Annotated in this window: 21 protein-coding genes and 1 pseudogene; 7 read left to right on the top strand and 15 right to left on the bottom strand. The window is 70.3% G+C overall.

Features of this window, described 5'->3' with window-relative positions:
• Nucleotides 1-67: 67 nt before the first annotated feature.
• Complete coding sequence (locus D6B71_RS00195) at nt 68-958, top strand: TIGR01777 family oxidoreductase (RefSeq protein WP_121250860.1); 891 nt, start codon at nt 68-70, stop codon at nt 956-958.
• A gap of 21 nt (nt 959-979) precedes the next feature.
• On the opposite strand, the gene D6B71_RS00190 is transcribed toward D6B71_RS00195, so the two are convergent.
• Both D6B71_RS00190 and D6B71_RS00185 read right to left on the bottom strand, forming a co-directional pair.
• On the bottom strand, nt 980-1,492 hold the full coding sequence (locus D6B71_RS00190) for a GNAT family N-acetyltransferase (RefSeq protein WP_121250858.1): 513 nt from the start codon (nt 1,490-1,492) through the stop codon (nt 980-982).
• A gap of 10 nt (nt 1,493-1,502) precedes the next feature.
• Nucleotides 1,503-2,147 (bottom strand): hypothetical protein, encoded by a 645-nt coding sequence (locus D6B71_RS00185; protein WP_121250856.1) that lies wholly within the window; start codon nt 2,145-2,147, stop codon nt 1,503-1,505.
• A gap of 106 nt (nt 2,148-2,253) precedes the next feature.
• Here D6B71_RS00185 and lipB point away from each other — a divergent pair, with 106 nt between their 5' ends.
• The 5 genes from lipB (at nt 2,254) to D6B71_RS00160 (ending at nt 6,839) form a co-directional block, all read left to right on the top strand.
• Complete coding sequence (gene lipB / locus D6B71_RS00180) at nt 2,254-2,985, top strand: lipoyl(octanoyl) transferase LipB (RefSeq protein WP_206051485.1); 732 nt, start codon at nt 2,254-2,256, stop codon at nt 2,983-2,985.
• Between the two features lie 101 nt (nt 2,986-3,086).
• Complete coding sequence (locus D6B71_RS00175; protein ID WP_121250854.1) at nt 3,087-4,058, top strand: ABC transporter ATP-binding protein; 972 nt, start codon at nt 3,087-3,089, stop codon at nt 4,056-4,058.
• Nucleotides 4,055-5,053 (top strand): hypothetical protein, encoded by a 999-nt coding sequence (locus D6B71_RS00170; RefSeq protein ID WP_121250852.1) that lies wholly within the window; start codon nt 4,055-4,057, stop codon nt 5,051-5,053. Before D6B71_RS00175 ends, D6B71_RS00170 begins: the two co-directional genes overlap by 4 nt.
• Nucleotides 5,054-5,118: 65 nt before the next feature.
• The gene (gene lipA / locus D6B71_RS00165; protein ID WP_206051484.1) at nt 5,119-6,066 is read left to right on the top strand and encodes a lipoyl synthase; all 948 of its coding nucleotides are present in this window, start codon (nt 5,119-5,121) and stop codon (nt 6,064-6,066) included.
• Nucleotides 6,067-6,131: 65 nt separating this feature from the next.
• On the top strand, nt 6,132-6,839 hold the full coding sequence (locus tag D6B71_RS00160; protein WP_121250850.1) for a DUF4191 domain-containing protein: 708 nt from the start codon (nt 6,132-6,134) through the stop codon (nt 6,837-6,839).
• A gap of 91 nt (nt 6,840-6,930) precedes the next feature.
• On the opposite strand, the gene D6B71_RS00155 is transcribed toward D6B71_RS00160, so the two are convergent.
• A complete protein-coding gene (locus D6B71_RS00155; RefSeq protein ID WP_121250848.1) occupies nt 6,931-7,800 on the bottom strand; it encodes an SCO4651 family lipoprotein in 870 nt (289 codons plus the stop codon).
• Nucleotides 7,801-7,878: 78 nt separating this feature from the next.
• Nucleotides 7,879-8,295: an RDD family protein gene (locus D6B71_RS00150; protein WP_121250846.1), complete on the bottom strand. Its 417-nt coding sequence runs from the start codon at nt 8,293-8,295 to the stop codon at nt 7,879-7,881.
• A 230-nt stretch (nt 8,296-8,525) separates the two neighbouring features.
• Between D6B71_RS00150 and glnA the strand changes: the two genes are divergently transcribed.
• Nucleotides 8,526-9,950, top strand: a complete 1,425-nt coding sequence (gene glnA, locus D6B71_RS00145; RefSeq protein ID WP_121250844.1) for a type I glutamate--ammonia ligase — start codon at nt 8,526-8,528, stop codon at nt 9,948-9,950.
• A gap of 848 nt (nt 9,951-10,798) precedes the next feature.
• Here the strand turns inward: glnA and D6B71_RS00140 are convergent.
• The 11 genes and pseudogenes from D6B71_RS00140 to D6B71_RS00085 all read right to left on the bottom strand — a co-directional run bounded on the left by D6B71_RS00140 (nt 10,799) and on the right by D6B71_RS00085 (nt 21,043).
• A complete protein-coding gene (locus tag D6B71_RS00140) occupies nt 10,799-11,776 on the bottom strand; it encodes a baeRF3 domain-containing protein (RefSeq protein ID WP_240641016.1) in 978 nt (325 codons plus the stop codon).
• A 223-nt stretch (nt 11,777-11,999) separates the two neighbouring features.
• Nucleotides 12,000-12,620: a hypothetical protein gene (locus tag D6B71_RS00135; RefSeq protein ID WP_126688163.1), complete on the bottom strand. Its 621-nt coding sequence runs from the start codon at nt 12,618-12,620 to the stop codon at nt 12,000-12,002.
• A 533-nt stretch (nt 12,621-13,153) separates the two neighbouring features.
• Nucleotides 13,154-13,447, bottom strand: coding sequence for a helix-turn-helix transcriptional regulator (locus D6B71_RS00130; protein WP_121250838.1), 294 nt, complete (start codon nt 13,445-13,447; stop codon nt 13,154-13,156).
• A 104-nt stretch (nt 13,448-13,551) separates the two neighbouring features.
• Nucleotides 13,552-14,037: pseudogene (locus D6B71_RS23250) on the bottom strand (universal stress protein).
• Between the two features lie 276 nt (nt 14,038-14,313).
• Nucleotides 14,314-14,640, bottom strand: coding sequence for a monovalent cation/H(+) antiporter subunit G (gene mnhG / locus D6B71_RS00115; RefSeq protein WP_121250832.1), 327 nt, complete (start codon nt 14,638-14,640; stop codon nt 14,314-14,316).
• Nucleotides 14,637-14,918, bottom strand: a complete 282-nt coding sequence (locus tag D6B71_RS00110) for an MrpF/PhaF family protein (RefSeq protein ID WP_206051483.1) — start codon at nt 14,916-14,918, stop codon at nt 14,637-14,639. Before D6B71_RS00110 ends, mnhG begins: the two co-directional genes overlap by 4 nt.
• The gene (locus D6B71_RS00105; protein WP_164519482.1) at nt 14,915-15,298 is read right to left on the bottom strand and encodes a Na+/H+ antiporter subunit E; all 384 of its coding nucleotides are present in this window, start codon (nt 15,296-15,298) and stop codon (nt 14,915-14,917) included. Before D6B71_RS00105 ends, D6B71_RS00110 begins: the two co-directional genes overlap by 4 nt.
• Entirely contained in the window at nt 15,295-16,842 is a 1,548-nt protein-coding gene (locus D6B71_RS00100) for a monovalent cation/H+ antiporter subunit D family protein (protein ID WP_121250830.1), read from the bottom strand. Before D6B71_RS00100 ends, D6B71_RS00105 begins: the two co-directional genes overlap by 4 nt.
• Complete coding sequence (locus tag D6B71_RS00095; RefSeq protein WP_121250828.1) at nt 16,839-17,183, bottom strand: sodium:proton antiporter; 345 nt, start codon at nt 17,181-17,183, stop codon at nt 16,839-16,841. Before D6B71_RS00095 ends, D6B71_RS00100 begins: the two co-directional genes overlap by 4 nt.
• Nucleotides 17,180-19,912, bottom strand: a complete 2,733-nt coding sequence (mbhE, locus tag D6B71_RS00090) for a hydrogen gas-evolving membrane-bound hydrogenase subunit E (RefSeq protein ID WP_206051482.1) — start codon at nt 19,910-19,912, stop codon at nt 17,180-17,182. Before mbhE ends, D6B71_RS00095 begins: the two co-directional genes overlap by 4 nt.
• Before the next feature lie 42 nt (nt 19,913-19,954).
• Nucleotides 19,955-21,043: a calcium/sodium antiporter gene (locus tag D6B71_RS00085; RefSeq protein WP_240640901.1), complete on the bottom strand. Its 1,089-nt coding sequence runs from the start codon at nt 21,041-21,043 to the stop codon at nt 19,955-19,957.
• Between the last annotated feature and the right edge of the window lie 401 nt (nt 21,044-21,444).

The following is a 21,444-nucleotide window of genomic DNA, read 5'->3' as shown; positions in this document are numbered from 1 at the left end:
TTCGTCTGCATCCCTTGGTGAACCGACACGACAGCGGACCCGACCCCCCGGCTGGCAGGCTGGAGGCATGCACATCGTGATCGCCGGCGCCTCCGGCTTCCTCGGCAGCCACCTGCGCGCGGAGCTGCTGGAGCGCGGCCACACCGTCACCGCGCTGGTACGCCGGGAGGCGCGGGGGGCGGACGAGGCCCGGTGGGATCCCTACCGCGGCGACCTCGACCCGGGGCTGGTGGAGTCCGCCGACGTCGTCGTCAACCTCGCCGGCTCGCCGACTGCGGGCAACCCGCACTCGGACCGGTGGGCCCGTGAGCTGCGCGAGAGCCGGGTCACCACGACCCGCGTGCTCGCCGAGGCGATCGCCGCGGCGACCAGCCGTCCGGCATACCTCGCCGGCAACGGCATCTCCTACTACGGCGACCACGGCGACGCGCTGCTCACCGAGGCCTCCGACAGCCGCGGCCACGCGCTGCTGACCGAGGTCACCCGCGAGTGGCAGGCCGCCACGACGCCCGCAGCCGAAGCGGGCGCCCGCGTGTGCGTGCTCCGGACCGCGCCGGTGATGGACCGTGCCGCGGCGCCGCTGAAGCTGCTGCTGCCGCTGTTCAAGGCCGGCCTCGGGGCGCGACTGGGCAGCGGCCGGCAGCACATGGCGATGATCTCGCTGCGCGACTGGGTCGGCGCGGTCGCGTTCCTGGCCGAGCACCCCACCGTCAGCGGCCCGGTGAACCTCACCTGCCCGCAGCCGCCCACCAACGCCGAGTTCACCCGGGCACTGGCCCGCGCGGTGCACCGGCCCGCCGCGCTCGCCGTGCCCTCGTTCGCGCTGCGCGTGGGAGCCGGGGCGATGGCGCCGGAGCTGCTCGGCTCGCTCAACGTGCGCTCGGCGGTGCTCGAGGAGGCCGGCTACGGGTTCCGCGACCCCGACGTCGAGGCGATCCTGACCACCGGGCTGCGCTGACGGCGGCCGGTTCGGCGAGCGTCAGTCGATCCAGTAGCGCCGCTTCTTGACCTCCGCCCCGTCGACGTCGACCACCGAGTCGAGCACCCCGCCGCAGCGCTCGATCGTCGCTGCCGAGGCGAGGTTGTCGTCGTCGCAGGTGACCAGGGCTCGGTCGACGCCGACCGCCCGCGCGACCACGAGCGACTGGCGCAGCATCTCGGTGGCGTGGCCGCGGCGCCGGTGCCCAGGCCTGACGGCGTAGCCGATGTGGCCGCCGAACCGAGCCAGCCAGTCGTTGAGCTCGTGGCGCACCGAGACCCGCCCCACCAGCACGCCGCCCACCTCGGCCACCAGGAAGGAGGAGGGCACGAACCGCTCGGGGAGGTCGCGTCCGCAGCGGATGGCGGCGTACCGCTCCACGAGCGAGGCCCAGTCGTCGCCGGGCTGCCACAGCTGCAGGAAGTCGAACCCGTCGACGGCGAGCTCGTCGTGGGCGCGCACGGCCTCGGGCTCGTCGTCGAGGCGGAGCGGACGCAGTCTCAGCTCGGTCACCCGGACATCCTCACCCAACCGCCCCTCGCGGCTCACCTCGATATGCGGGGGGCTCGCGGCGGGTGGCCCCGGCCCGCACCGAGGCGACCCGCCACCGGCCGTCGCGGCGGCGCAGCTCGACGACCCGCTGCACCGGCACCGAGACCGGCAGCCGCACCTCGCGGCCGGACCCGAGCCGGGCGGTGGCGCCGGCCACCCGCTCGGTCACCTGCACGACGAATCGGCGCCGGCGCTCCACGAGCACCTGGGCGGCGAGCAGCTGCGTGCGCAGACCGGTGACCGCAACACCACGAGCACGCCAGGCGCGAAGCATGGCGCGATCACGGGCCCCGGCCCGGGACCGCGGGAGGTAGAGCGACACCAGCCGTCGCGGGTCGCCGGCGGCCCAGGCACGCGCGCGGCGCTGGTCCCAGGCACGCAGCACCGCGAGCGCCCCCACCTCCTCACGAGGCGCCACGGGCGCCACCTCCGCCGGCTCGAGGCGGGCCGCGACCACAGTCGGTGACCCGCCGGCCGGTGGCAACAGCACGGCCACCACCAACGGCACCGCGGTGACCAGCACGGCGAGCACCAGCAGCCACAGCGACGGCGGCCGGACCGGCTGCCGGGGCAGCGCGGCCGGCGGCATCGCTGGGGTGGCCGGGTCGTCGTGCACTCCCCCACCATGCCCCGATCCACTGGAGTCCCGTCGACGTCATCCACAGGCCGCCGCGCGCCCACGGCCTGTGGGCCATCGCCACCGTCGGCGTAGGGTCGACCGCGTGAGCGACCCGATCTTCACCATCGCCGGGCTGGGCGACGCCGCGGTCGACTACCTCGCCGCCTGGGAGCTGCAGCGCGAGGTGCACGACCGGGTCGTCCAGGGCGAGCAGCCAGACACCGTGCTGCTGCTCGAGCACCCGCCGGTGTTCACCGCCGGCAAGCGCACCGACCCGCACGAACGGCCCGCCGACCCCGGCGGCGCCCAGGTCATCGACGTCGACCGGGGCGGCAAGATCACCTTCCACGGCCCCGGCCAGCTGGTGGGCTACCCGATCGTGCGGCTCCCCGACCACGTCAAGGTCGTCGACTACGTACGCCGTGTGGAGGAGGCGCTGATCGCCGTCTGCGCGGACCTCGGGGTCGAGACCGCCCGGGTGCCCGGCCGCAGCGGCGTCTGGCTGCGCGCCGACGGCATCCGGCCCGAGCGCAAGATCGCCGCGATCGGCATCCGGGTCAGCCGGGGCGTGACCATGCACGGCTTCTCGCTCAACTGCGACGTCGACCTCGGCTGGTACGACCGGTTCGTGCCGTGCGGCATCGCCGACGCCGGCGTGACCACCCTCAGCCAGGAGCTCGGCCGACGGGTCACCGTCACCGACGTGCTGCCCGGCGTCGAGCGGCACCTGGCCCACTACCTCGCCTGGACGCCGTACTCCCCCACGCCCGACTACGAGCCCCGCCCCGAGCCGGGCCGGACGCCGCGCATCGAGCTGCTCACGCCCGGCGGCTGATCGGCCGCGCGCCCCCCGGCGGGTCGATGCGGCCCTCGATGCCGACGACTGGTTGGATCGTCGGGCGCCCGCCCGGGGCGCTCGGGCGTCAAGGGGGACAGATGAGCGAGCTCGTCATCGAGGCGGAGGGGCTCCGCAAGGAGTTCCGCACCCGCCGGGGAGAGCTGCGGGTCGCGGTGCAGGGGCTGGACCTGGCCGTGCCGGCCGGCGGCGTGCACGGCTTCCTGGGCCCCAACGGCTCCGGCAAGACCACCACGATCCGGATGCTGCTCGGCCTGGCCCGGGCCACCGCCGGCACGATGCGGCTGTTCGGGCAGCCCGTGCCGCGCCGGCTCCCCGCCGTGGTCGGCCGGGTGGGCGCGGTGGTGGAGATGCCGAAGTTCTCCCCGAACCTCACCGGCCGGCAGAACCTGCTGTTGCTCAGCCGCAGCATCGGCGCCCCTGACACCCGGGTGGACGCCGCGGTGGAGAGCGTCGGGCTGACCGATCGCGACCGCGACCGCTACAAGTCCTACTCGCTGGGCATGAAGCAGCGACTGGCGATCGCCGCCACGCTGCTCAAGGACCCCGAGCTGCTGATCCTCGACGAGCCCACCAACGGGCTCGACCCGGCCGGCATCCGAGAGATCCGCGACATGATCCGCGGCCTCGGCGCCGCCGGGGTCACCGTGCTGCTGAGCTCCCACATCCTCGCCGAGGTGCAACAGGTGTGCAGCTCGGCCACGATCATCGGCAACGGCCGGCTGCTGGCCAGCGGCCGGGTCGAGGACCTCGTCGGCGGCGACGCGGTGCACCGGATCTCGGTGCCCGACGCCGCGGCGGCCCGCTCGACGCTGGAGTCCGCCGGGTTCGTCGTCGCACCCGACTCGTCCGGGCAGCCCGAGGGCACGCTCCTGGTCGAGGCCGAGCGGCCCGCCGAGGTCACCCGGGCCCTCGCGGGCGCCGGCATCTGGCTCAGCGAGCTGACCTCGATGCGCCCCGACCTGGAGACCGTGTTCCTCCAGCTCACCGCCGCCGACACCCTCGGCGGCCACCTCACGGCCCACACCGGCCCGGACGGAGGTCGGTCGTGATCGCGCTGCTGCGGGTCGAGCTGACCCGGCTGCGGTGGCGGCGTGCGGTCGTGCTGCTGCTGCTCGCCGCGGTCGTCATCCCGGCGCTGGTGCTCGCCGCCACTGCCTGGAACACCCGGCCGGTCTCCGAGGCCGAACGGCGCAACGCCGAGCTCACGGTCGAGCGCGAGGCCGAGCAGCCCTACATGCAGCGGCAGCTGAAGCGCTGCGAGGCCAAGCCCGAACGCTGGGGCGCCGCCGGCGGCGGGGCCGACGAGGTCGAGGCCGCCTGTGCGGAGGCGATCCTCCCCCAGGCCGAGTGGTACCTCACCCGTTCGCCCCTCGACCTGGTCCAGGAGCGCGAGGAGGGCTCCGCGATCGCGGTGGCCGTCGTCCTCGGTGCGCTGATGCTGCTGCTGGGCACCACGTTCGTCGGCCACGACTGGAACAGCGGCTCGATGAGCAACCAGCTGCTCTTCGAGCCACGCCGTGCCAGGGTGTGGCTCGCGAAGGGGCTGACGGTGCTCGCCGTGACGGCCGGCTTCGCGGCGCTGGTCCTCGCGGCGTACTGGACCGGACTGTGGGCGATCGCCAGCTCCCGCGACCTCGACCTGCCCGACGGCACGATGACCGAGGCCTACCAGCAGGTGCTGCGCGGCGCCGCCCTCTGCGGCGTCGCCGGGCTCGGCGGCTATGCCCTCACGATGCTGTTCCGCAGCACCGTTGCGACCCTGGGGGTGATGTTCGCCGTCGCCCTCGCCGGCGCCACGCTGCTGGGCGTGCTCGGGGTGCCGACCCACCACTGGGTGCTGCCCCACAACAACGCGATGGCCGTGCTCGTCGACGGCATCGAGTTCACCGTGTGGGAGCGCCCCGGCTGCGACGGCGGTCCCCGCGTGCCCGACCGCTGCGTGGAGCGGATCACCGCGTTCGGCGGAGCCGTCTACTTCGCGGTCATCACACTCGCCGCCAGCGCCGCGTCCCTGGCCTCCTTCGGCCGCCGCGACGTGCCCTGACCCTGCTCCGGCCGCGGCTCTCCCGCAGGCGGGTGCCTGTGGCCCGCGGCGTACAGTTGACCGACGTGACCGCCCCCGCTCCCGAAGGCCGCAAGCTCCTCCGTCTCGAGGCCCGCAACAGCGAGACCCCCATCGAGCGCAAGCCGGCCTGGATCAAGACCAAGGCCCGGATGGGCCCGGAGTACAAGGAGCTCCAGGGGCTGGTGAAGTCCGAGGGGCTGCACACGGTCTGCCAGGAGGCCGGCTGCCCCAACATCTTCGAGTGCTGGGAGGACCGCGAGGCGACCTTCCTCATCGGCGGCGACCAGTGCACGCGCCGCTGCGACTTCTGCCAGATCGACACCGGCAAGCCGCAGCCGCTGGACCGCGACGAGCCGCGGCGGGTCGCGGAGTCGGTGCAGACCATGGGCCTGCGCTACGCGACGATCACCGGAGTCGCCCGTGACGACCTGCCCGACGGTGGTGCCTGGCTGTACGCCGAGACGGTGCGCGCCATCCACGAGCTCAACCCCGAGACCGGCGTCGAGAACCTGATCCCCGACTTCAACGGCAAGCCCGACCTGCTGCGCGAGGTGTTCGAGTCGCGACCGGAGGTGCTCGCGCACAACGTCGAGACGGTGCCGCGCATCTTCAAGCGGATCCGGCCGGCGTTCCGCTACGACCGCTCCCTCGACGTGCTCACCCAGGCCCGCGACTTCGGTCTGGTCACCAAGTCGAACCTGATCCTCGGCATGGGCGAGACCCGCGAGGAGGTCAGCCAGGCGCTTCGCGACCTGCACGACGCCGGCTGCGAGCTGGTCACGATCACCCAGTACCTCCGCCCCTCGGTGCGCCACCACCCGGTCGAGCGGTGGGTGAAGCCCGAGGAGTTCGTCGAGCTGGCCGCCGAGGCGGAGCAGATCGGCTTCTCGGGCGTCATGTCCGGCCCGCTGGTCCGTTCGTCCTACCGGGCCGGGCGGCTGTACCGTCAGGCCATGGACGCGCGCACCGGCGCCGCCGCCGTCGGCGGCTGACCCTCGGCTGCCTGCCCCACCTCCCATCCGCCGCACCACGCCTCACGCAGGAGACGCAGACCGTCATGGCCAAGGCCGTCGATCCCGACAAGATGACCAAGCGAGCTCAGTTCGTCGAGACCTTCCGGATGACCCGGCGGTCCGACCCGGCCGTCGTGTGGTGGATGCTCGGGGCGTTCGTGCTGGCTGCGGCGCTGGCGTTCGTCATCTTCTGGGTGCTGCCGGGCGACGGCGTGCTGAGCTGGATCATCACGATCACCGGCACCCTGATGTTCGGTCTGCTCGGCGCCACCGTGGTCTTCGGGCGCCGCGCCCAGTCCGCGGCGTACGCCCAGATGGAGGGCCAGCCCGGCGCCGCGGCCGCGGCACTGCGGATGCTCAAGCGCGGGTGGCACTCCGACCCGGTGATCGCGTTCAACAAGCAGCAGGACGTCGTGCACCGCCTGGTCGGCCCGCCCGGCATCGTGCTGATCGGCGAGGGCAACCCCAACCGGCTGCGGCCGCTGATGACCGGTGAGCGCCGCAAGCACGAGCGGGTCGCCGCGGAGGCCCCGATCCACGAGGTGGTCTGCGGCAACGGTGAGGGTCAGGTGCCGCTGCCCAAGCTGGTGCGGCACGTGCAGAAGCTGGGCCGCTCGGTGAAGCCCGCCGAGATGACCGACATCATGAACCGGCTCAAGGCGCTCGACGCGCACCGGTCCAACATCCCGCTGCCCAAGGGCCCGATGCCCACGAACATGAAGGGCCTGCGGCAGAACATGCGCGGCCGCTGAGCCGGCCCGCGTCGCGACGCGCGACCACGAGAACGCCGCCGGCCCCGGGTCTCCCCGGGGCCGGCGGCGTTGTGTCGAGGCGAGGCCCGGTTCAGCCTGCGACCTGGCCGCCCATCTGGCCGAGCTGGTCGAGATCCGGCATCTCCTCGACCTGGTCGGCCGGCGGCGCCTCGATGGTGACCGGCTCACCCCAGCCGGAGAACTCCATGACCGTGCTGCCGGCGTCGCCCATGTCGACCGCGGCCTTGCGGACCAGGCCGTCCTCGCCGAACCAGATGTCCTGGGTGACCTCGGCGGGCATCATCGCGGTCGCGTCGGCGCCGAGCTCCCCGAGCCCGCTGGCGGCGAACATCTCCTCGACGTCGATGGTGAGCGTGTAACGGTCGGTCGTCTCGCCGTCGACCTCCTCCTCTCCGGCGTAGACGGCCTCGGTGACGGCCTCCGACATCGACTCCAGCGCCGCCCGGGGGTCGGCCATCTGGTCCAGGGTGCCGCCCAGCGGGAGGCCGGAGCCGTCGGCGTCGCTGGGGTCGAGCGACCAGAACTTGTTGTCGCTCAGCGCGCCGAGGTTCATGTAGACGACGCCGTCGACGAACCTGACCTCCGTCTCGTCCTCGCCGAGGAACGGGTTGGTCATCGTCATCGCGGTCTCCGGCTGGTCGCCGGCGTAGCTGCCGACACCCTCGGAGACCATCTCGGCCCCCATCAGCGTCATCGTCATCTCGACGGAGACCGTCTCGCCCTCGGTGAAGCTGGCCAGCATCTGTTCGCCGACGTCCGCGGCGTCCACGGTCTCGCCTTCGGCGACCTCCTCGACCTGCGACTCGAGCGCCACGTTGCCGGATGACGCCGCGCTGCCCTCGTCGTCACCGCAGGCGGTGAGTGCGGCCAGGGACAACGGCACCAGCACGGCTGCGGCGGTGCGGCGGGCCCGCGTCGGGCGGGCGAGGGGACGGACCACGGGTGACCTCCGAGGGGGTGGTGCGGACGTTGCCGCGAGCCTAGCCGTCGCCACCTTGCCGCCAACGGCATGACCGGGTCAGACGGCGGGCATCCCGCGCAGAGACCGGTAGGTCTGCAGGGTGACGGTGGCACTGCCGGCCGCGAGGTCGTGCAGGCCTCGGCCGTCGGGACGGAAGACCAGGGGCGGTACGACGGCGGCGATCAGGACCGAGCGCAGCAGGGCGCGCATCGGGTCGATGGGTCGGGGGTCGCCGTTCTTGCGGACCAGCCGCAGGCGGGTGGCGAGCTTGCCGAACGACCCGCCGGCCAGGGAGCTCAGCACCGTGTTCTCGACGACGTAGACGGCGAGCACGTAGAACCCGGCGTTCGAGTCGTCGCGCCAGCCGTCGAAGCCGAGCAGCGTGATCACCACGAACGTGGACGCCGCCCAGTCCACGAGCAGGGCCAGCAGGCGCCGGGCCCAGGAGGCGGTGGGGAGGTCATGCTCGGGCACCGCAGCAGCCTAGGGCCCGCTGCGCTCGCTGCCTCGCGCGGGTGCTGACGCCGGGCCGGTGGAGGGGCGCAGGTCACCCGACACACCTGTTACACGCCCGAAACAAAGTGGATATGGTCGAGAAACTGCCCGTGCATAGTTTGCGAGCACGCCCGGCGCAACGCCGCCCGGGCACCCACACGCAGGCTTTCTGCCGGCTGCCGCCCCGAGTCCGCAGCCAAGGAGGACGAATGTTCCAGAACAGCGACGAGCTGCTCAAGTACGTCAAGGACAACGGCGTCGAGATGATCGACGTCCGCTTCTGCGACCTGCCCGGCGTCATGCAGCACTTCACGGTCCCCGTCTCGTCGTTCGACCAGTCGGTCTTCGACGACGGGCTGAGCTTCGACGGCTCGTCGATCCGTGGCTTCCAGGCGATCCACGAGTCGGACATGTCGCTGTTCCCCGACCCGACCACCGCCTACCTCGACCCGTTCCGGGCTGCGAAGACGCTGGTGGTGAACTTCTTCATCCACGACCCGCTGACCGGTGAGGCCTACTCCCGCGACCCGCGCAACATCGCGCGCAAGGCGATGGCCTACCTCGGCACCACCGGCATCGGCGACACGGCGTACTTCGCACCGGAGGCGGAGTTCTACGTCTTCGACAACGTGCGCTTCGAGACCAAGGCGAACGCCGGCTACTACGAGATCGAGTCCGACGCGGGTGCCTGGAACACCGGGCAGGACCTCGAGCGTGGCAACCGCGGCTACAAGGTCAAGTACAAGGGCGGCTACTTCCCCGTCGCCCCCACCGACCACTTCGGTGAGCTGCGCGACGAGATGGTCATCGAGATGGAGCGGGCCGGCCTGCAGGTCGAGCGGGCCCACCACGAGGTCGGCACCGCCGGCCAGGCGGAGATCAACTACCGCTTCAGCGAGCTGCTCCAGGCCGCCGACGACGTGATGAAGTTCAAGTACATCGTCAAGAACGTCGCCTGGCGCAACGGCAAGACCGCGACCTTCATGCCGAAGCCGATCTTCGGCGACAACGGCTCGGGCATGCACTGCCACCAGTCGATCTGGAACAACGGCGAGCCGCTGTTCTACGACGAGACCGGGTACGCCGGCCTGTCCGACATGGCGCGCTACTACATCGGCGGCATCCTCAAGCACGCCCCGTCGCTGCTGGCGTTCACCAACCCGACGGTGAACTCCTACCACCGCCTGGTGCCGGGCTTCGAGGCCCCGATCTCGCTGGTCTACAGCCAGCGCAACCGCTCGGCGTGCGTGCGCATCCCGATCACGGGCTCGAACCCGAAGGCCAAGCGCATCGAGTTCCGCTGCCCCGACCCGTCCGCGAACCCCTACCTGGCGTTCTCCGCGCTGCTGCTGGCCGGTCTCGACGGCATCAAGAACAAGATCGAGCCCGCCGCGCCGATCGACAAGGACATCTACGAGCTGCCGCCGGACGAGATGGCCGACATCGAGCAGGTGCCGACCTCGCTGGGCGCGGTGCTGGACAACCTCGAGGCCGACCACGAGTTCCTCACGGTCGGCAACGTGTTCACGCCCGACCTGATCGAGACCTGGATCGACTACAAGCGCACCCAGGAGATTCTCCCCGTGCAGCTGCGGCCGCACCCGCACGAGTTCGAGCTCTACTACGACATATAGTCACTTGTGCACGTAGAGCTCGAACTCACGGTTCGAGCACGAGGGCTCCGGGATGCCGGAGCCCTCGTTTTCGTTTGGCACTCTCGTCAGTCGGTGCTACGACCTACAGTCACTTCTCCGGGGTCGCGACGGATTTGCATGATTGCGCCCAGGACGATGTCGGCGCCACCGCACACTGTGGTGACGGCATTAGCTTCGCCGGCGTCGGGCCGTTACAGAAGGGATCGGGATTGTCGAAGCAGATGGAGCGACTCTATGGAGACCGAACGTCGTTCGACCTCCACCGAGGGCCACGTCGTTCCGGCCTTGGACGGAGCGGGCTGCCAGTTCAGATGCCTAGCAATTGTCGGGTTCCGCGACGCAGGTCGGGTGGCCGCGAATCGCGCCGAGGAGTAGGAGTGTTCCACCCGGCAACCCGGTGACGGCAACTGCCGATGCGGTGTCGGAGGCGCGCAGCCACATGGTGCCGATGATGGCGACAATTTTCGCGGTGGAGACCCAATACCCAGCGGCGCGACCCACCGGATCGTTCGGAAAGAGTCCCCATGGACCCCAACGCTCCCGCCGCGCTCACCAGGGTGAGCAGCCATCCGATGTCTCGAGCTGGTTCCAGTGGGGAGAAGTCGTCGCGTATTCCTTGCTGCCGTCGGGGTCGGAGCGGCGGCCGCCGTCGGTTTCTGATCGGTAGACGCTCACGTGGTCTCTTGTTCGTGCGCATGTCGGGTGTCGAACGTAAGCGAAGGTGTCGCAGTGGGTGCGTGCTTGGCCTCAAATGGGTGGGGAGGCGAGGGAGAAGCGGTCCGAGGGAGTCGCGGAGGCACGGGACCCCGCTATCGCCTGGTGTTCGTTCACGGGACCCTCAGGAGCGCGATCCCGCCGAACTCGTGCAGTTGAGCATCGTCGACGAAAGCGATGAGGTTGCCGGCCTCGATGGCGTGCTCAAGAAGATCATCGACCAAGTCATGCGACACAGGCTCGCCACCTTCTCTGGATGGTCGAGGATGGGTGTATCCCTGCTCGACGACCAGCGTGCCCGGGATCCGGTCTTCCACGGCCGTCCAGCACTGGTCCAGCCCGGCCACTACCAGTTCAGGATGGTTGGCGGCCGCCTCGTACAGGTCCTCGAGGGTCTGCTGACCACGTCGGTGCAGGTAGTCCTCCAGGCACAGTGCTGTCGTTCTGAAGAGCTCGGCCGGTTTGTCGGCCTCGGCGCCGACGACGTGGCCCGCGAGGCGGTGCAGCCACCGCGCGGTGCTCTTCAGCTCGTCGATGAGTGCCGCGTCGCCGGCCAGGACGAGGGGAGCCGGACGCTCTAGTCTCAGTTGTGCCATGCGCGCGTCAATCCGGGCGAGCAGGTCGCTGCGGTCGTCGGCCTCGCGCTCCGGGGTGGATCTGTCGAGGCCCGACAAGTCCATGGATTGTGCGTGGCCTTCGGGTATCCGCTCAACGGTGTCGAGCAGCGTGACCCGTGACGCAACCCAGTACAACCGAGCCCCGAACTCGTCGACACGCACGACTAGGTGCGGCGGAGTCCGGTGCAGCGCCCGGAGGAGGTCACGGGTGGCGAAGGTGGACTCGACCACGACCTTCTCGTGGACCGTCACCGGAAGAGTCCAGGCGCGCGAGGCACTGTGGCTGACGAAGAGGCCTAGCGCATGCTGCGTGTTGGAGTCCTGGGCGATGCGGGCCTGTCGTCGCAGTTCGTACATCAGCCGCTCGCGGTCGCCCAGCGGCTGGTCGTCGAGGCGGCGCTCGACGTCAAGGAGCAGGCCGTCGAGGCGCGCGCGGTCCGCGATCCCCATCCGGGTAGCCGGGGTGGTCGGCATCAGCACGGAGATGCAGGGGTACCCACCGGTCGCGGTCAGGTGTGCGGCAGCCTCCGGTGTGAGGTCGCGGGGTAGGCCTCGGCTGGTCCCGCCGCCGTGGCTGTCATCGGGGGTGAGGGCCGACGCCTTCGTGTTGGGAGCGTGGCCTGACGCGGCGCCTCTATCGGTGTGAATCATGATGTTCTCCCTCCCGGAGCACTCCATCGTTGATGCTCGCGGACCGTCATGGCGTCCGCGGTGCCAACCGACGTGCCCGTCGAACGTGGCGCGCCGTGGGGTGGGTTCTGACCACTTCGGTCCGCACGAGCGGGGTTCCTGGCCACAGCTGGGTGATCTCGCCCTCGCGGTCGGCGAGGTCGAGTGCCATGCGTCGTTCCCACAGCAGGTGGAGCTCAGGGTCGCGCGAGACCGGGGAGTGGGGCACCGTCAGCACCAAGTGGACTTCGCGTCCGACGGACACCCAGCGGTGCAGCGCGTCGATGACATCCCACTCCAGCGGTTCCGCCGCAGGGACCAGCACGTGTGGCCTACCTTCGCAGGACCCAGTCTTGTCGTGGTACCTGTCGTCGAGGTAAGGCTCGGGCTGCGCGAGGAGTTCGTCGAGCCGACGCTCGCCGGCTCGCGGGTGTCGCGCTCCGCCGATCCCGCGCCGCCATGCCCAGGCCTCCCACCATCGACTGAACCGGCTCGGATGGCGTTCGATCGTCACCAACACGCGACTCGCGTCAAGGCCCACGACCCGGGCAAGGTCTTCGAGACGGTCACGCACGCCGGTCTCGCCTCCGGCAGGACCGTGCCGCCACGCCCTCGAAAGCAGTCCCTCGTGCGAGATCGTCAAGGTCACGTGCACACAGTCCCCGCGCTGGAGGTGTTCTGCGACCTGGAGGAGCACTTCGCGCGACCAGGCCCCCGCGATGGGCAGTCGCACGTGGGGGTGGGACCGGTCGAAGTTCTCCATCCCAGCAGCGGACAGTCTGAGGAGCATCATGTCCGTTGGCCGATCGAATCGAGGTGCGGGCCGTCAGGTCCTCCCTCGTGCACAGACCCGGAGTGTGAGCGAGGTTGACTGCGCCGTGCAGCAGCGCTCGCCTGCCCTCGCCTGACACCGCACCAGCCAAGCTCGCGCGCCGCCCAGAGGCCGAGCCAGACAGCGAGTCCGAGGAGAATGAGAACGTCGTCCATGCTGATCACCACCGTTGTCGTCGGTCCGGGCCTGTTGCCCGGCTGGTGATCAGGAGTGGTCTCTCCCGTCCCGCTATGGAACCCGGTCGCCGGGCCGATCAGTTGGGGAAATCAGCCGTGGTGACGTGCAACCGGAGGTGGGTTACTCCCCAACCCTGATATACGCCTACTTTATCACGAATCGGTCTTCGCATGTCAAGAGGTGGCAACAGACTTGCTGACGAGGTCCACGAAAGCACCGAGGGTCACACCGGACTCCAGTTCGTGCCGGAAGTGCGACTCGCGGGTGACCCGGTACCGGTTGCGCCGACCGACCTTCTCCTTGTCCAGGTAGCCGTGCTCGACGAGGTCCGCGACGATCTGCTGCACGGCCCTCTCGGTGATGCCGACGGCGTCCGCGACGTCGCGGGTGCGCGCGTCGGGGTTGCGCGCGAGGGCGACCAGGACGTGGCCGTGGTTGGACAGGAAGGTCCAGTCGTCGCGGATCATAACGATCAATGTTACGCGATTTCCAGTTCGTCCGCTGGCCGAGGGCTTCGCTTCCTCCCGCGCCCCTCCGGTCGACACGGCCGCCACCGGTTCGTGCTGCGCGATCAGGTTCGCGGGTTTCGCCAGACCCCCGCGTGCCGGCGCCATCCCAGTGCGACAACTGACCCATCGAGGCCATGCCAGCAAAATCGGTCATCGGGAGGGCCAGGCCCGACCACGACGACTGGAACCGGCGAGTGGTGGACCAGGTCCGAGGAGACGCTGCCGAGCAGGCGGTTGGACAGACCACGACCGCGACGCCCGACCACGATGAGGTCCATGCCTTGATTCCTCGCAAATCACCGCAGCGCTTCCGCTGGCGGACCGGCGAGCACCGCGGAGTTCACCACTCCTACCGTGCCCTCGGCATGGTCGGCTGAGGAGGCCAATCGCTGCGTAGCGGCCGCAATGTCCGAACGGGTGGCGTCGTCGGTCGCGTCGAAGTGAACCACCTTCGCCAGAATCAGCACTCCGCATTGAGCCCCGAGGACGTCGAGCGCCCAGACAAGAGCCTCCTGCGACCCCATTGACCCGTCCATCCCGATCAGCACCCGGGGGTTAGCTGGCGCAGCCTGCCGGGCCGGCATTGGGCCGGACACGGCCATACGGGGGCGCTTCTCGACCCGTTCTAGAGCGATTGGCACCCGTGCGCCCCCTGCGCACGTCGGGTATCTCCTCCCGCCGCGGAGCGGAGGGAGAACCCGATTGGCCACCGCTCCGGCCGTGGTGACGAAGCGGCGGGAGCACTGATCCCACCCCTGACATACGCTAAGCATATCACGATATCGTCTTCGCATGATTCGCTCACCTTGGCCCGCTGACGTGCCTCAGGGCGGTGGGTGCGGGTCGTACTGCGTCCCGGGCACCGGGGGTGCCCCCGAGCGCCAGGCCGCCTCGGCGATGGCGACGCCGGCGATCGGGACCGTGAGCAGCTGGAACACGATGGCGAGGCTGAGGGTGATCGCTGTGGGGACGTTCGGGTCGTGGACCAGCACGCCTACCAGGACGCTGACCACCCCCAACCCTGCGGCTTTCGCGGCCGCGTTGGCTCGTGTGTAGGCGTCGGGCAGCCGCAGCAGCCCCACGGACGCAGTGGCGAACAACACCGCGCCAAGGAGCACCAGCAGTCCGGCAACCGAGTCCTGGGCACTCACGGTGACCGCCGTTCTACCAACCGGGCCAAGGCGACCGTGGTGAGGAACCCGGCCAGGGTCGCGACCATGACCAGGCTGTAGAGCGTTGGTTCGTCGAGCCTCACGGCCAAGATCGCGACCGCGGCGATGAGCACCGCGAAGCCCACGTCGGCGGCCAGCGCGCGGTCAGCGTCGGTGGGACCACGCGCCACCCGCAGCATGGCTACGCCGAGCGCGGCTGAGAGCATCAGTAGCGCGATGTCCAGCACCGGATCCAGAGAAAGTTCCACGTTGCTCACCCTGCTTTCTGTTCGTCCGAAGCCGCCTCGCTTCGCCCCGGCCGGCGCATGGCTCGCAGCAGCTGCTCTTCCAGGTGTGCCAGGTCTGCGCGGAAGGAGGCCACGTCGGGGGCGTGCATTCCGTGCACGAGCAACCGAGTGCGGTCAGGCGTGAGCGAGACGGCCATGGTGCCGGGGGTCAAGGTGATCAGACCCATGTAGGCAGCCACCTCAGCGGGCGTCCGGCACCGCAGCCGCACCACGACCAGGACCGGCGCCAGCCGCGGCCGGCCCGTCAATACGGTGGCCGCGACCTGCGCGTTGGCCTTGAGGAAGCGCCACCCGTACGCCACGGCGAGGACCGCCAGGCGGACGGCGCGAGTGCCACCAAGACCGGTCACGGTGAGCTCACCGCCTCGACGTAGGCGCGAACGTCGATGAGGCCCTCGGCTGCTCGTTCGCAGACCTCGAGCAGCGGCTCCGCTGCGAGACCGAGCACGACGGCCAAGCCGGTGAGCAGGAGCATGGGGGCCAGCAGCAGGCGCCGCGGCGCGATCCGACCGGCCTTCGGAAACAGCGCAACCGCAGGTGCCGGGGCCAGAACGCTTGTGGACGCAGTCGGCCGGCCGGCGTCCGGTGGCGCCGAGTGTTCGGGCTCGGTGAAGACCGCGTTCCAGAGCTTCAGCATCGAGGTCAGCGTGAGCAGGCTGACGACTGCCACCGCTGCCACTGCGACGTAGTGTTGCTCGGAGACCGCAGCCTGCACCAAGTGCAGCTTGGCCACGAAGCCGGACAGCGGCGGCACACCGACCAGAGCTAGGGCGGAGACGCCGAAAGCAATCGCGAGTGCGGGCTCGGTCCGGCCCAGTCCGCCCAGGCGACGGAGCTCGTCGGTGCCATAGGTGACCTCGATGGCCCCGGCGCACATCAGCAGTGCCGCCTTGACCAGGACGTACTGGATGAGGAAGAAGACCCCGGCTGACAGCCCGGCAGTCGTGAACAACCCCAACCCCAGCAGCATGTAGCCGATCTGGCTGACCATGTGGAAGGTCAGCACCGATCGCATGGAGCGCTCCCCCAGCGCGGCCAGCACCCCGACCACCATCGTGATCACTGCAAGGACCAGGAACACCCACAACCAACGTCGGTCGCCGTCGAAGACCACGGCGTAGACACGGAACAGCGCGTAGACGCCGACCTTGGTGAGCAAGCCGGAGAACAGCACGACCACCGCCGGCCCTGCTACCGCGTAGCTGCCAGGCAGCCAGCTGTGCCACGGCACAACTGCGGACTTGATCCCCAGAGCGAGCAGCACCACCGCCGTCGCGATGGCTGCCGCCGGGGCCCGCGCCGCCCCGGCGAGCTCGCCGAGGCTGACGGTGCCGGTGACGCCGTAGAGCAGGCCGACGCCAGCCAGGAAGAGGGTCGAAGCGAGCAGGTTGACGCTGACATAGCGTTGCCCGGCTGCCAGCCTGCGCTGTCCCCCGGATCGGATCAAGAGCACGTAGCTCGGGACCAGCATCATCTCGACGAACACGAACAGCGAGAACAGATCGCCGGTGAGCACCGCGCCATAAACGCCCGTGGACAGCACCATCGCCAGCACGATCATGTGACCGTCGTCCTCGCCGGTGGCTGCGGCAAAGACCAGGCTGAGCAGCACCAACAGCGCGGTGACCGTCATCATGAGGGCAGCTAGGACGTCGGCGACCAGCACGATGGCGATGCCGGGCGGCCAGCCGCCCAGCTGCAGCGTCTGCACCTCCCCGTCGAGGGTGTCGGTCAGCAGCGTCACCGACACGGCGAGCACGGTCGCGGTGACGCCCCAGCCGACGACCCGAGGCACCGCCGGTGAGCCGCCAAGGTGATTTCGCGACCACAGCACCAGCAGGCCTGCGGCCCCCAGCGGGGCGAGGACTGGCAGCGCGAGCAGCACGGGCGTCACGGGCCGGCCTCCACGTCGTCCTGGCTATCGTCATCGCTGTCGTCACCGGCGGTGGACTCCGCACGTAGCAGCCCCAACAGATAGACAGTGACCCCGAAAGCGATTACGACCGCGGTCAGCACGAAGGCTTGCGGCAAGGGATCAGCTGCGGCGGCGACGTCCTCGACCCCCTCGCCCACGAATGGCGCCCCACGACGATCGAGGCCACCCGACGCCAGGATCAGCACGTTGACGCCGTGCCCCAGGAGCACGAAGCCAAAGATCACTCGCAGCAGACCTGGCTGCGCCAGGAACCACACCCCACCGGCGACCAGCACGCCGACGACGATCGCCGCGGTCATGGGTGCACCTTCAGCGGGTCGGATCGACGGGTGTCGGCTCCGAATCGGTCCAGGGCGGCCACCAGCATGCCGAGAACCATGAGCATGACGCCGATGTCGAAGATCAGCGCCGAACCGACGCCGAGGACCTCCAATCCGGGCAGCTTGAATGGGGCCAGCACGGCCTCGCCCATCGCCAGCGCCAGCGTCGCGGTGCCCACGCAGACCAGAATCCCGCAACCCACCAGTTGCTCGGGTCCCAGCCACCGCGGCAGCTGTCCGTGGGCCAGCTGGTGGACCGCGGCCGCGGCCCCGGCGACTAGAGCGGCGATGAAGCCACCGCCGGGCGCGTCGTGGCCGACGTAGAGCAGGTAGGCGGCCACCAGGGCGGCACCCGGCACGACCAGCCGGGCGCTGGCCTGGAGGAACACTTCGGCGGCGGCGCTGTCACGGTCCTGAGTTGAAGCCCTTGGCTCGGCCACGCCCCCGCCGGCGGGGCCGAGGAGGGCCAGCAGCCCAATCGCCACCACCGCCAGGACGACCGCCTCGCCGAGTGTGTCCATCGCCCGGAAGTCCACCAGGATGGTGTTGACCACGTTGGTGCCCCCCGTGGCTGCCTCGGCGTTGTCGAGGAAGTACTCCGATGCCACCGAGGCACTTCGCCGGCCGGTCAGGGCGTACGTCGCAGACGCAGCAGCCAGCCCGCAGGCGATCGCGAGCATCCCGGCCCCCCACAGGCGACGCCGCTCCACGGCCGGCAAGCGTGTTGGCAACCGGCGCAGCACCCAGACCACGACGACGGCGGTCAGCACCTCCACCAGCACCAGGGTCAGCGCGACATCCGGCGCACCGGCACTCACGAACAGTGCCGCCATGAGGAGACCGACGAAGCCGAGGGATGCCAGCGCCGCCAGCGTGTTGCGGGTGGCCAGGGTGGCCGCGACGCCGAGGGCGACCAAGCCTGCCACCACCCAGTCCGCGGCGGTGTCGGAGGGTCGCACCTCGGGGAGGTCGCGGACCGCGAGGAAGCCGACTAACGCGAGTCCGAGTGCGCCGAGCAGGGGCCGAACCAGGTGATTGACCGTGCCGTCCGCTCGGTCGGGCTGCCCGATTCGGTAGCCGAAGGAGATCAGCCTGGCGTGGCCCCGGTCGAAGGCGGCGCCGGCGTCGGGAACCGCGATCCGGTCCAGCAGTCGATCGACGTGGTGTCGGCGCAGGAAGAGCAGCAGCCCGGTACTGATCGCGATGCCCGACATGACGATCTCGGGGCTCAACCCGTGCCAGAACTCAAAGGCCGCCAGCGGTTGCCCGGGGACGACATCGGCGCCGGCGCGCGCCACGAGCGGGTTGAGGAGGTCGATGCCCGGCCCCAGGAGCAGACCGGTCAGCGCTGCGACCGCGGCGGGCGCCAGGAACGCCGGTGATGGCTCGTAAAGGCCTGGTTGCCGGGTGCCGCCGAAGGCGCCGTAGAAGATCCGCAGACCGTAGGCGGCGGTGAGGGCCGAGGCTGCGACGGCGATCGCGCCGGCGACCACGCCGGCTGCGGGGGCGAAGTCGGTCTGGAAGAAGCCTTGGAAGAGGTACTCCTTGCTCACGAAGCCGAGCATGGGCACGATGCCGGCCATTGACAGGCCGGCCAGGGCCGTCATTGTTGCTGTCACCGGCATCACCCGCCACAGTCCGGACAGCTTTCTGATGTCGCGGCTACCGGCCTCTTTGTCGATGATGCCGATGAGCATGAACAGGGTGGCCTTGAACAACGCGTGGGCGATGGTGTGGAGCATCGCGGCGGCGAGCGCGATCGAGGTGCCGACACCGATGGCGGCGACCAGCAATCCGAGCTGGCTGACCGTTGAATGGGCGAGGATGGCCTTCAAGTCGTGTTGCCGCAAGGCCATGAAGGCGCCCCACAGTGCCGAGGTCAGTCCGACCGAGACCAGGAGCGCCGACCAGGCCGGTAGGCCGGCGAAGATGGGCGAGACCCGCATCAGTAGGTACACCCCGGCCTTGACCATGGTCGCTGCATGCAGGAAGGCGCTGACCGGGGTCATGGCCACCATCGCGCCGGGCAACCAGAAGTGCAGCGGCACCTGGGCTGACTTGGTGAAGGCGGCGAAGGCGACCAGCGCCCCGATTGGCAGCGCCAAGGGGGACTCGAGGATCACCTCGCGGTCGGCCACGATGTCGCTGATCACGGTGCTGCCGGTGACGGCGGTGAGCAGCACCACCGCGACCAGGAGGGCCAGGCCACCCGCGGCGGTGATCAGCAGTGCTCGCCGGGCTGGCCGGGTGGCCTTGCCGCCTGCCAGCCCGAGCAGCAGGAAGGAGCAGAAAGTGGTGGCCTCCCAGAACACGAACAGCAGCACCACGTCTGCTGCGAGCACCAGTCCGAGCATGGCGGCAGCGAAGAGGGTGAGCAGTCCGTAGACCGCCCCGTGGGGATCCTGGGGGCCGAGATAGCGAGGGCAGTAGGCCAGGATGAGGGCGCCCACCCCGAGCACCATCAACGCGAACAGCGACGAGAGTCCGTCGAGCCGCAGCGCGAAGGTGACCCCCAGCGACGGCAGCCACTCGACCGATGTCTCGACCGTGCCGCCATCGAGGATCCGCGGCACCTGAGCGGCAATCACGGCCGCGACCCCGAGGAAGCTTGCCGCCAGCAGGTAGCCGAGCTCCCGGCCGCAGCCTCGACGGGCCAGGACCGGCGACAGGACCGCCATCGCGGTCAGGACGCCCAGAGCGAGCAGCACGCCAGCCTCCTGGGGTGGTAACGGTCGAGGGTCACGGGGCGGTCAGGAGGGCACGAACGGCTCGCCGGCGGCCCGGCGCCGACCGGCCTCGTAGGACACGAGAACGATCAAGGTGATCGCGACCAGGGGCAGGGTGAACCCTGCCATCACGACGGTGAAGCCGTCGAGCGCGTCGTGCTCGGTGGCCGCCAGCACCAGGTAGGCGGTGAACGCGGCGTACAGAGCAAGGAACAGGGCTCCCTCCCAGCGGGCGATGGCCATCCCGGTGAAGGCCACCGGCAGCAGGGCGATTGCGGTCGCGACCATGAGCGGGATGTCGAGCGCGACCGCCGCCCGGGCGACCGGCACCCCGTCGTCGGCCACCACGGCGGCGATACCCAAGACAGCGGCGATGTTGAAGATGTTGCTGCCCACGATGTTGCCGACCGCCAGGTCCCGTTCACCGCGACGGACCGCGATCAGCGACGTCGCCAGCTCCGGCAGAGAGGTGCCTACAGCGACGACCGTCAGCCCGATCACCAGGCCGCTCACCCCGAACCCCTCGGCGATGCCCACAGCACCCTCCACCAGCAGTTGGGCGCCGGCGACCAGCAGGGCCACCCCGCCGGCCACCGCCGCGAGCTGCAGCCACAGTGGCCGGTCGGCGTCACTTACCGACGACGGGGGGTCCTTCGGTGAGGTGCGTCGCCCCACGAGGACCGACACCGCGGTGTAGGCGACGATCCCGATGAGCAGAAGCAGCCCGTCGCCGAGGCCGAGGCGGCCATCCAGCGACAACAGCAGCAGTCCGATCGAAGCCGCGACCATGACCGGGACGTCGAGGCGGATCAGCTGGGCGCGAACCGTCAACGGCAAGAGCAGCGCCGAGGCGCCGAGGATCAACAGCACGTTGACGATGTTGCTGCCCACGACGTTGCCGACGGCTAGGTCAGGTTGTCCCTCGAGGACTGCGCCGACGGTGACGGCGAGCTCCGGGGAGGAGGTCGAGAAGGCCACCACGGTGAGCCCGATGACCAAGGAGGAGAGGCCGAGACGTCGTGCGAGGCCCGCGGCTCCTCGCACGAGCAGTTCTCCACCTCCGACAAGGACGACCAGCCCGACCAGGAGGAACGCGGCGTTCGCTGCGGTCACCGTCTCACTCGAGGCCGTGCCCGGCCCCGCCTCCGCTGACCGACCGACGAGTGGTCGCCGATGAGGTGGTCGGTCCATCGCTCACCTACCACGATCATGCCTCCTTCTCGGGCGCTTCGCGGCGCTTCGCACGGTCTGCATCGGCGCACCGAGAGCGATGCCCATGCCGCCGGCAACCATGCTGCACTGACACTGGTCGGATAGTCGCGCGCCGCGCCAAGAACTGCGACCACTCCGCCGGCGACGGCACGCATGAACACCGCTGACGGCTCCAATGGTGGCTCGGGCGCGTCGGGCGCTCCCCGCGGTTGCTGCGCCCGAGCAGGCGTCCGCGGTGCGCCCGGAGTCGGCCGGGAGCGTGCTGGGTGGGGCGCGGGTACCCTCACTGCTGGCTGCGTCGG

Source organism: Nocardioides ferulae, assembly GCF_003660455.1.
GTDB classification, from domain to species: domain Bacteria; phylum Actinomycetota; class Actinomycetes; order Propionibacteriales; family Nocardioidaceae; genus Nocardioides; species Nocardioides ferulae.
The sequence above is the reverse complement of the archived record's forward strand: the minus strand, read 5'-3'. Positions and strand labels throughout refer to the sequence as shown.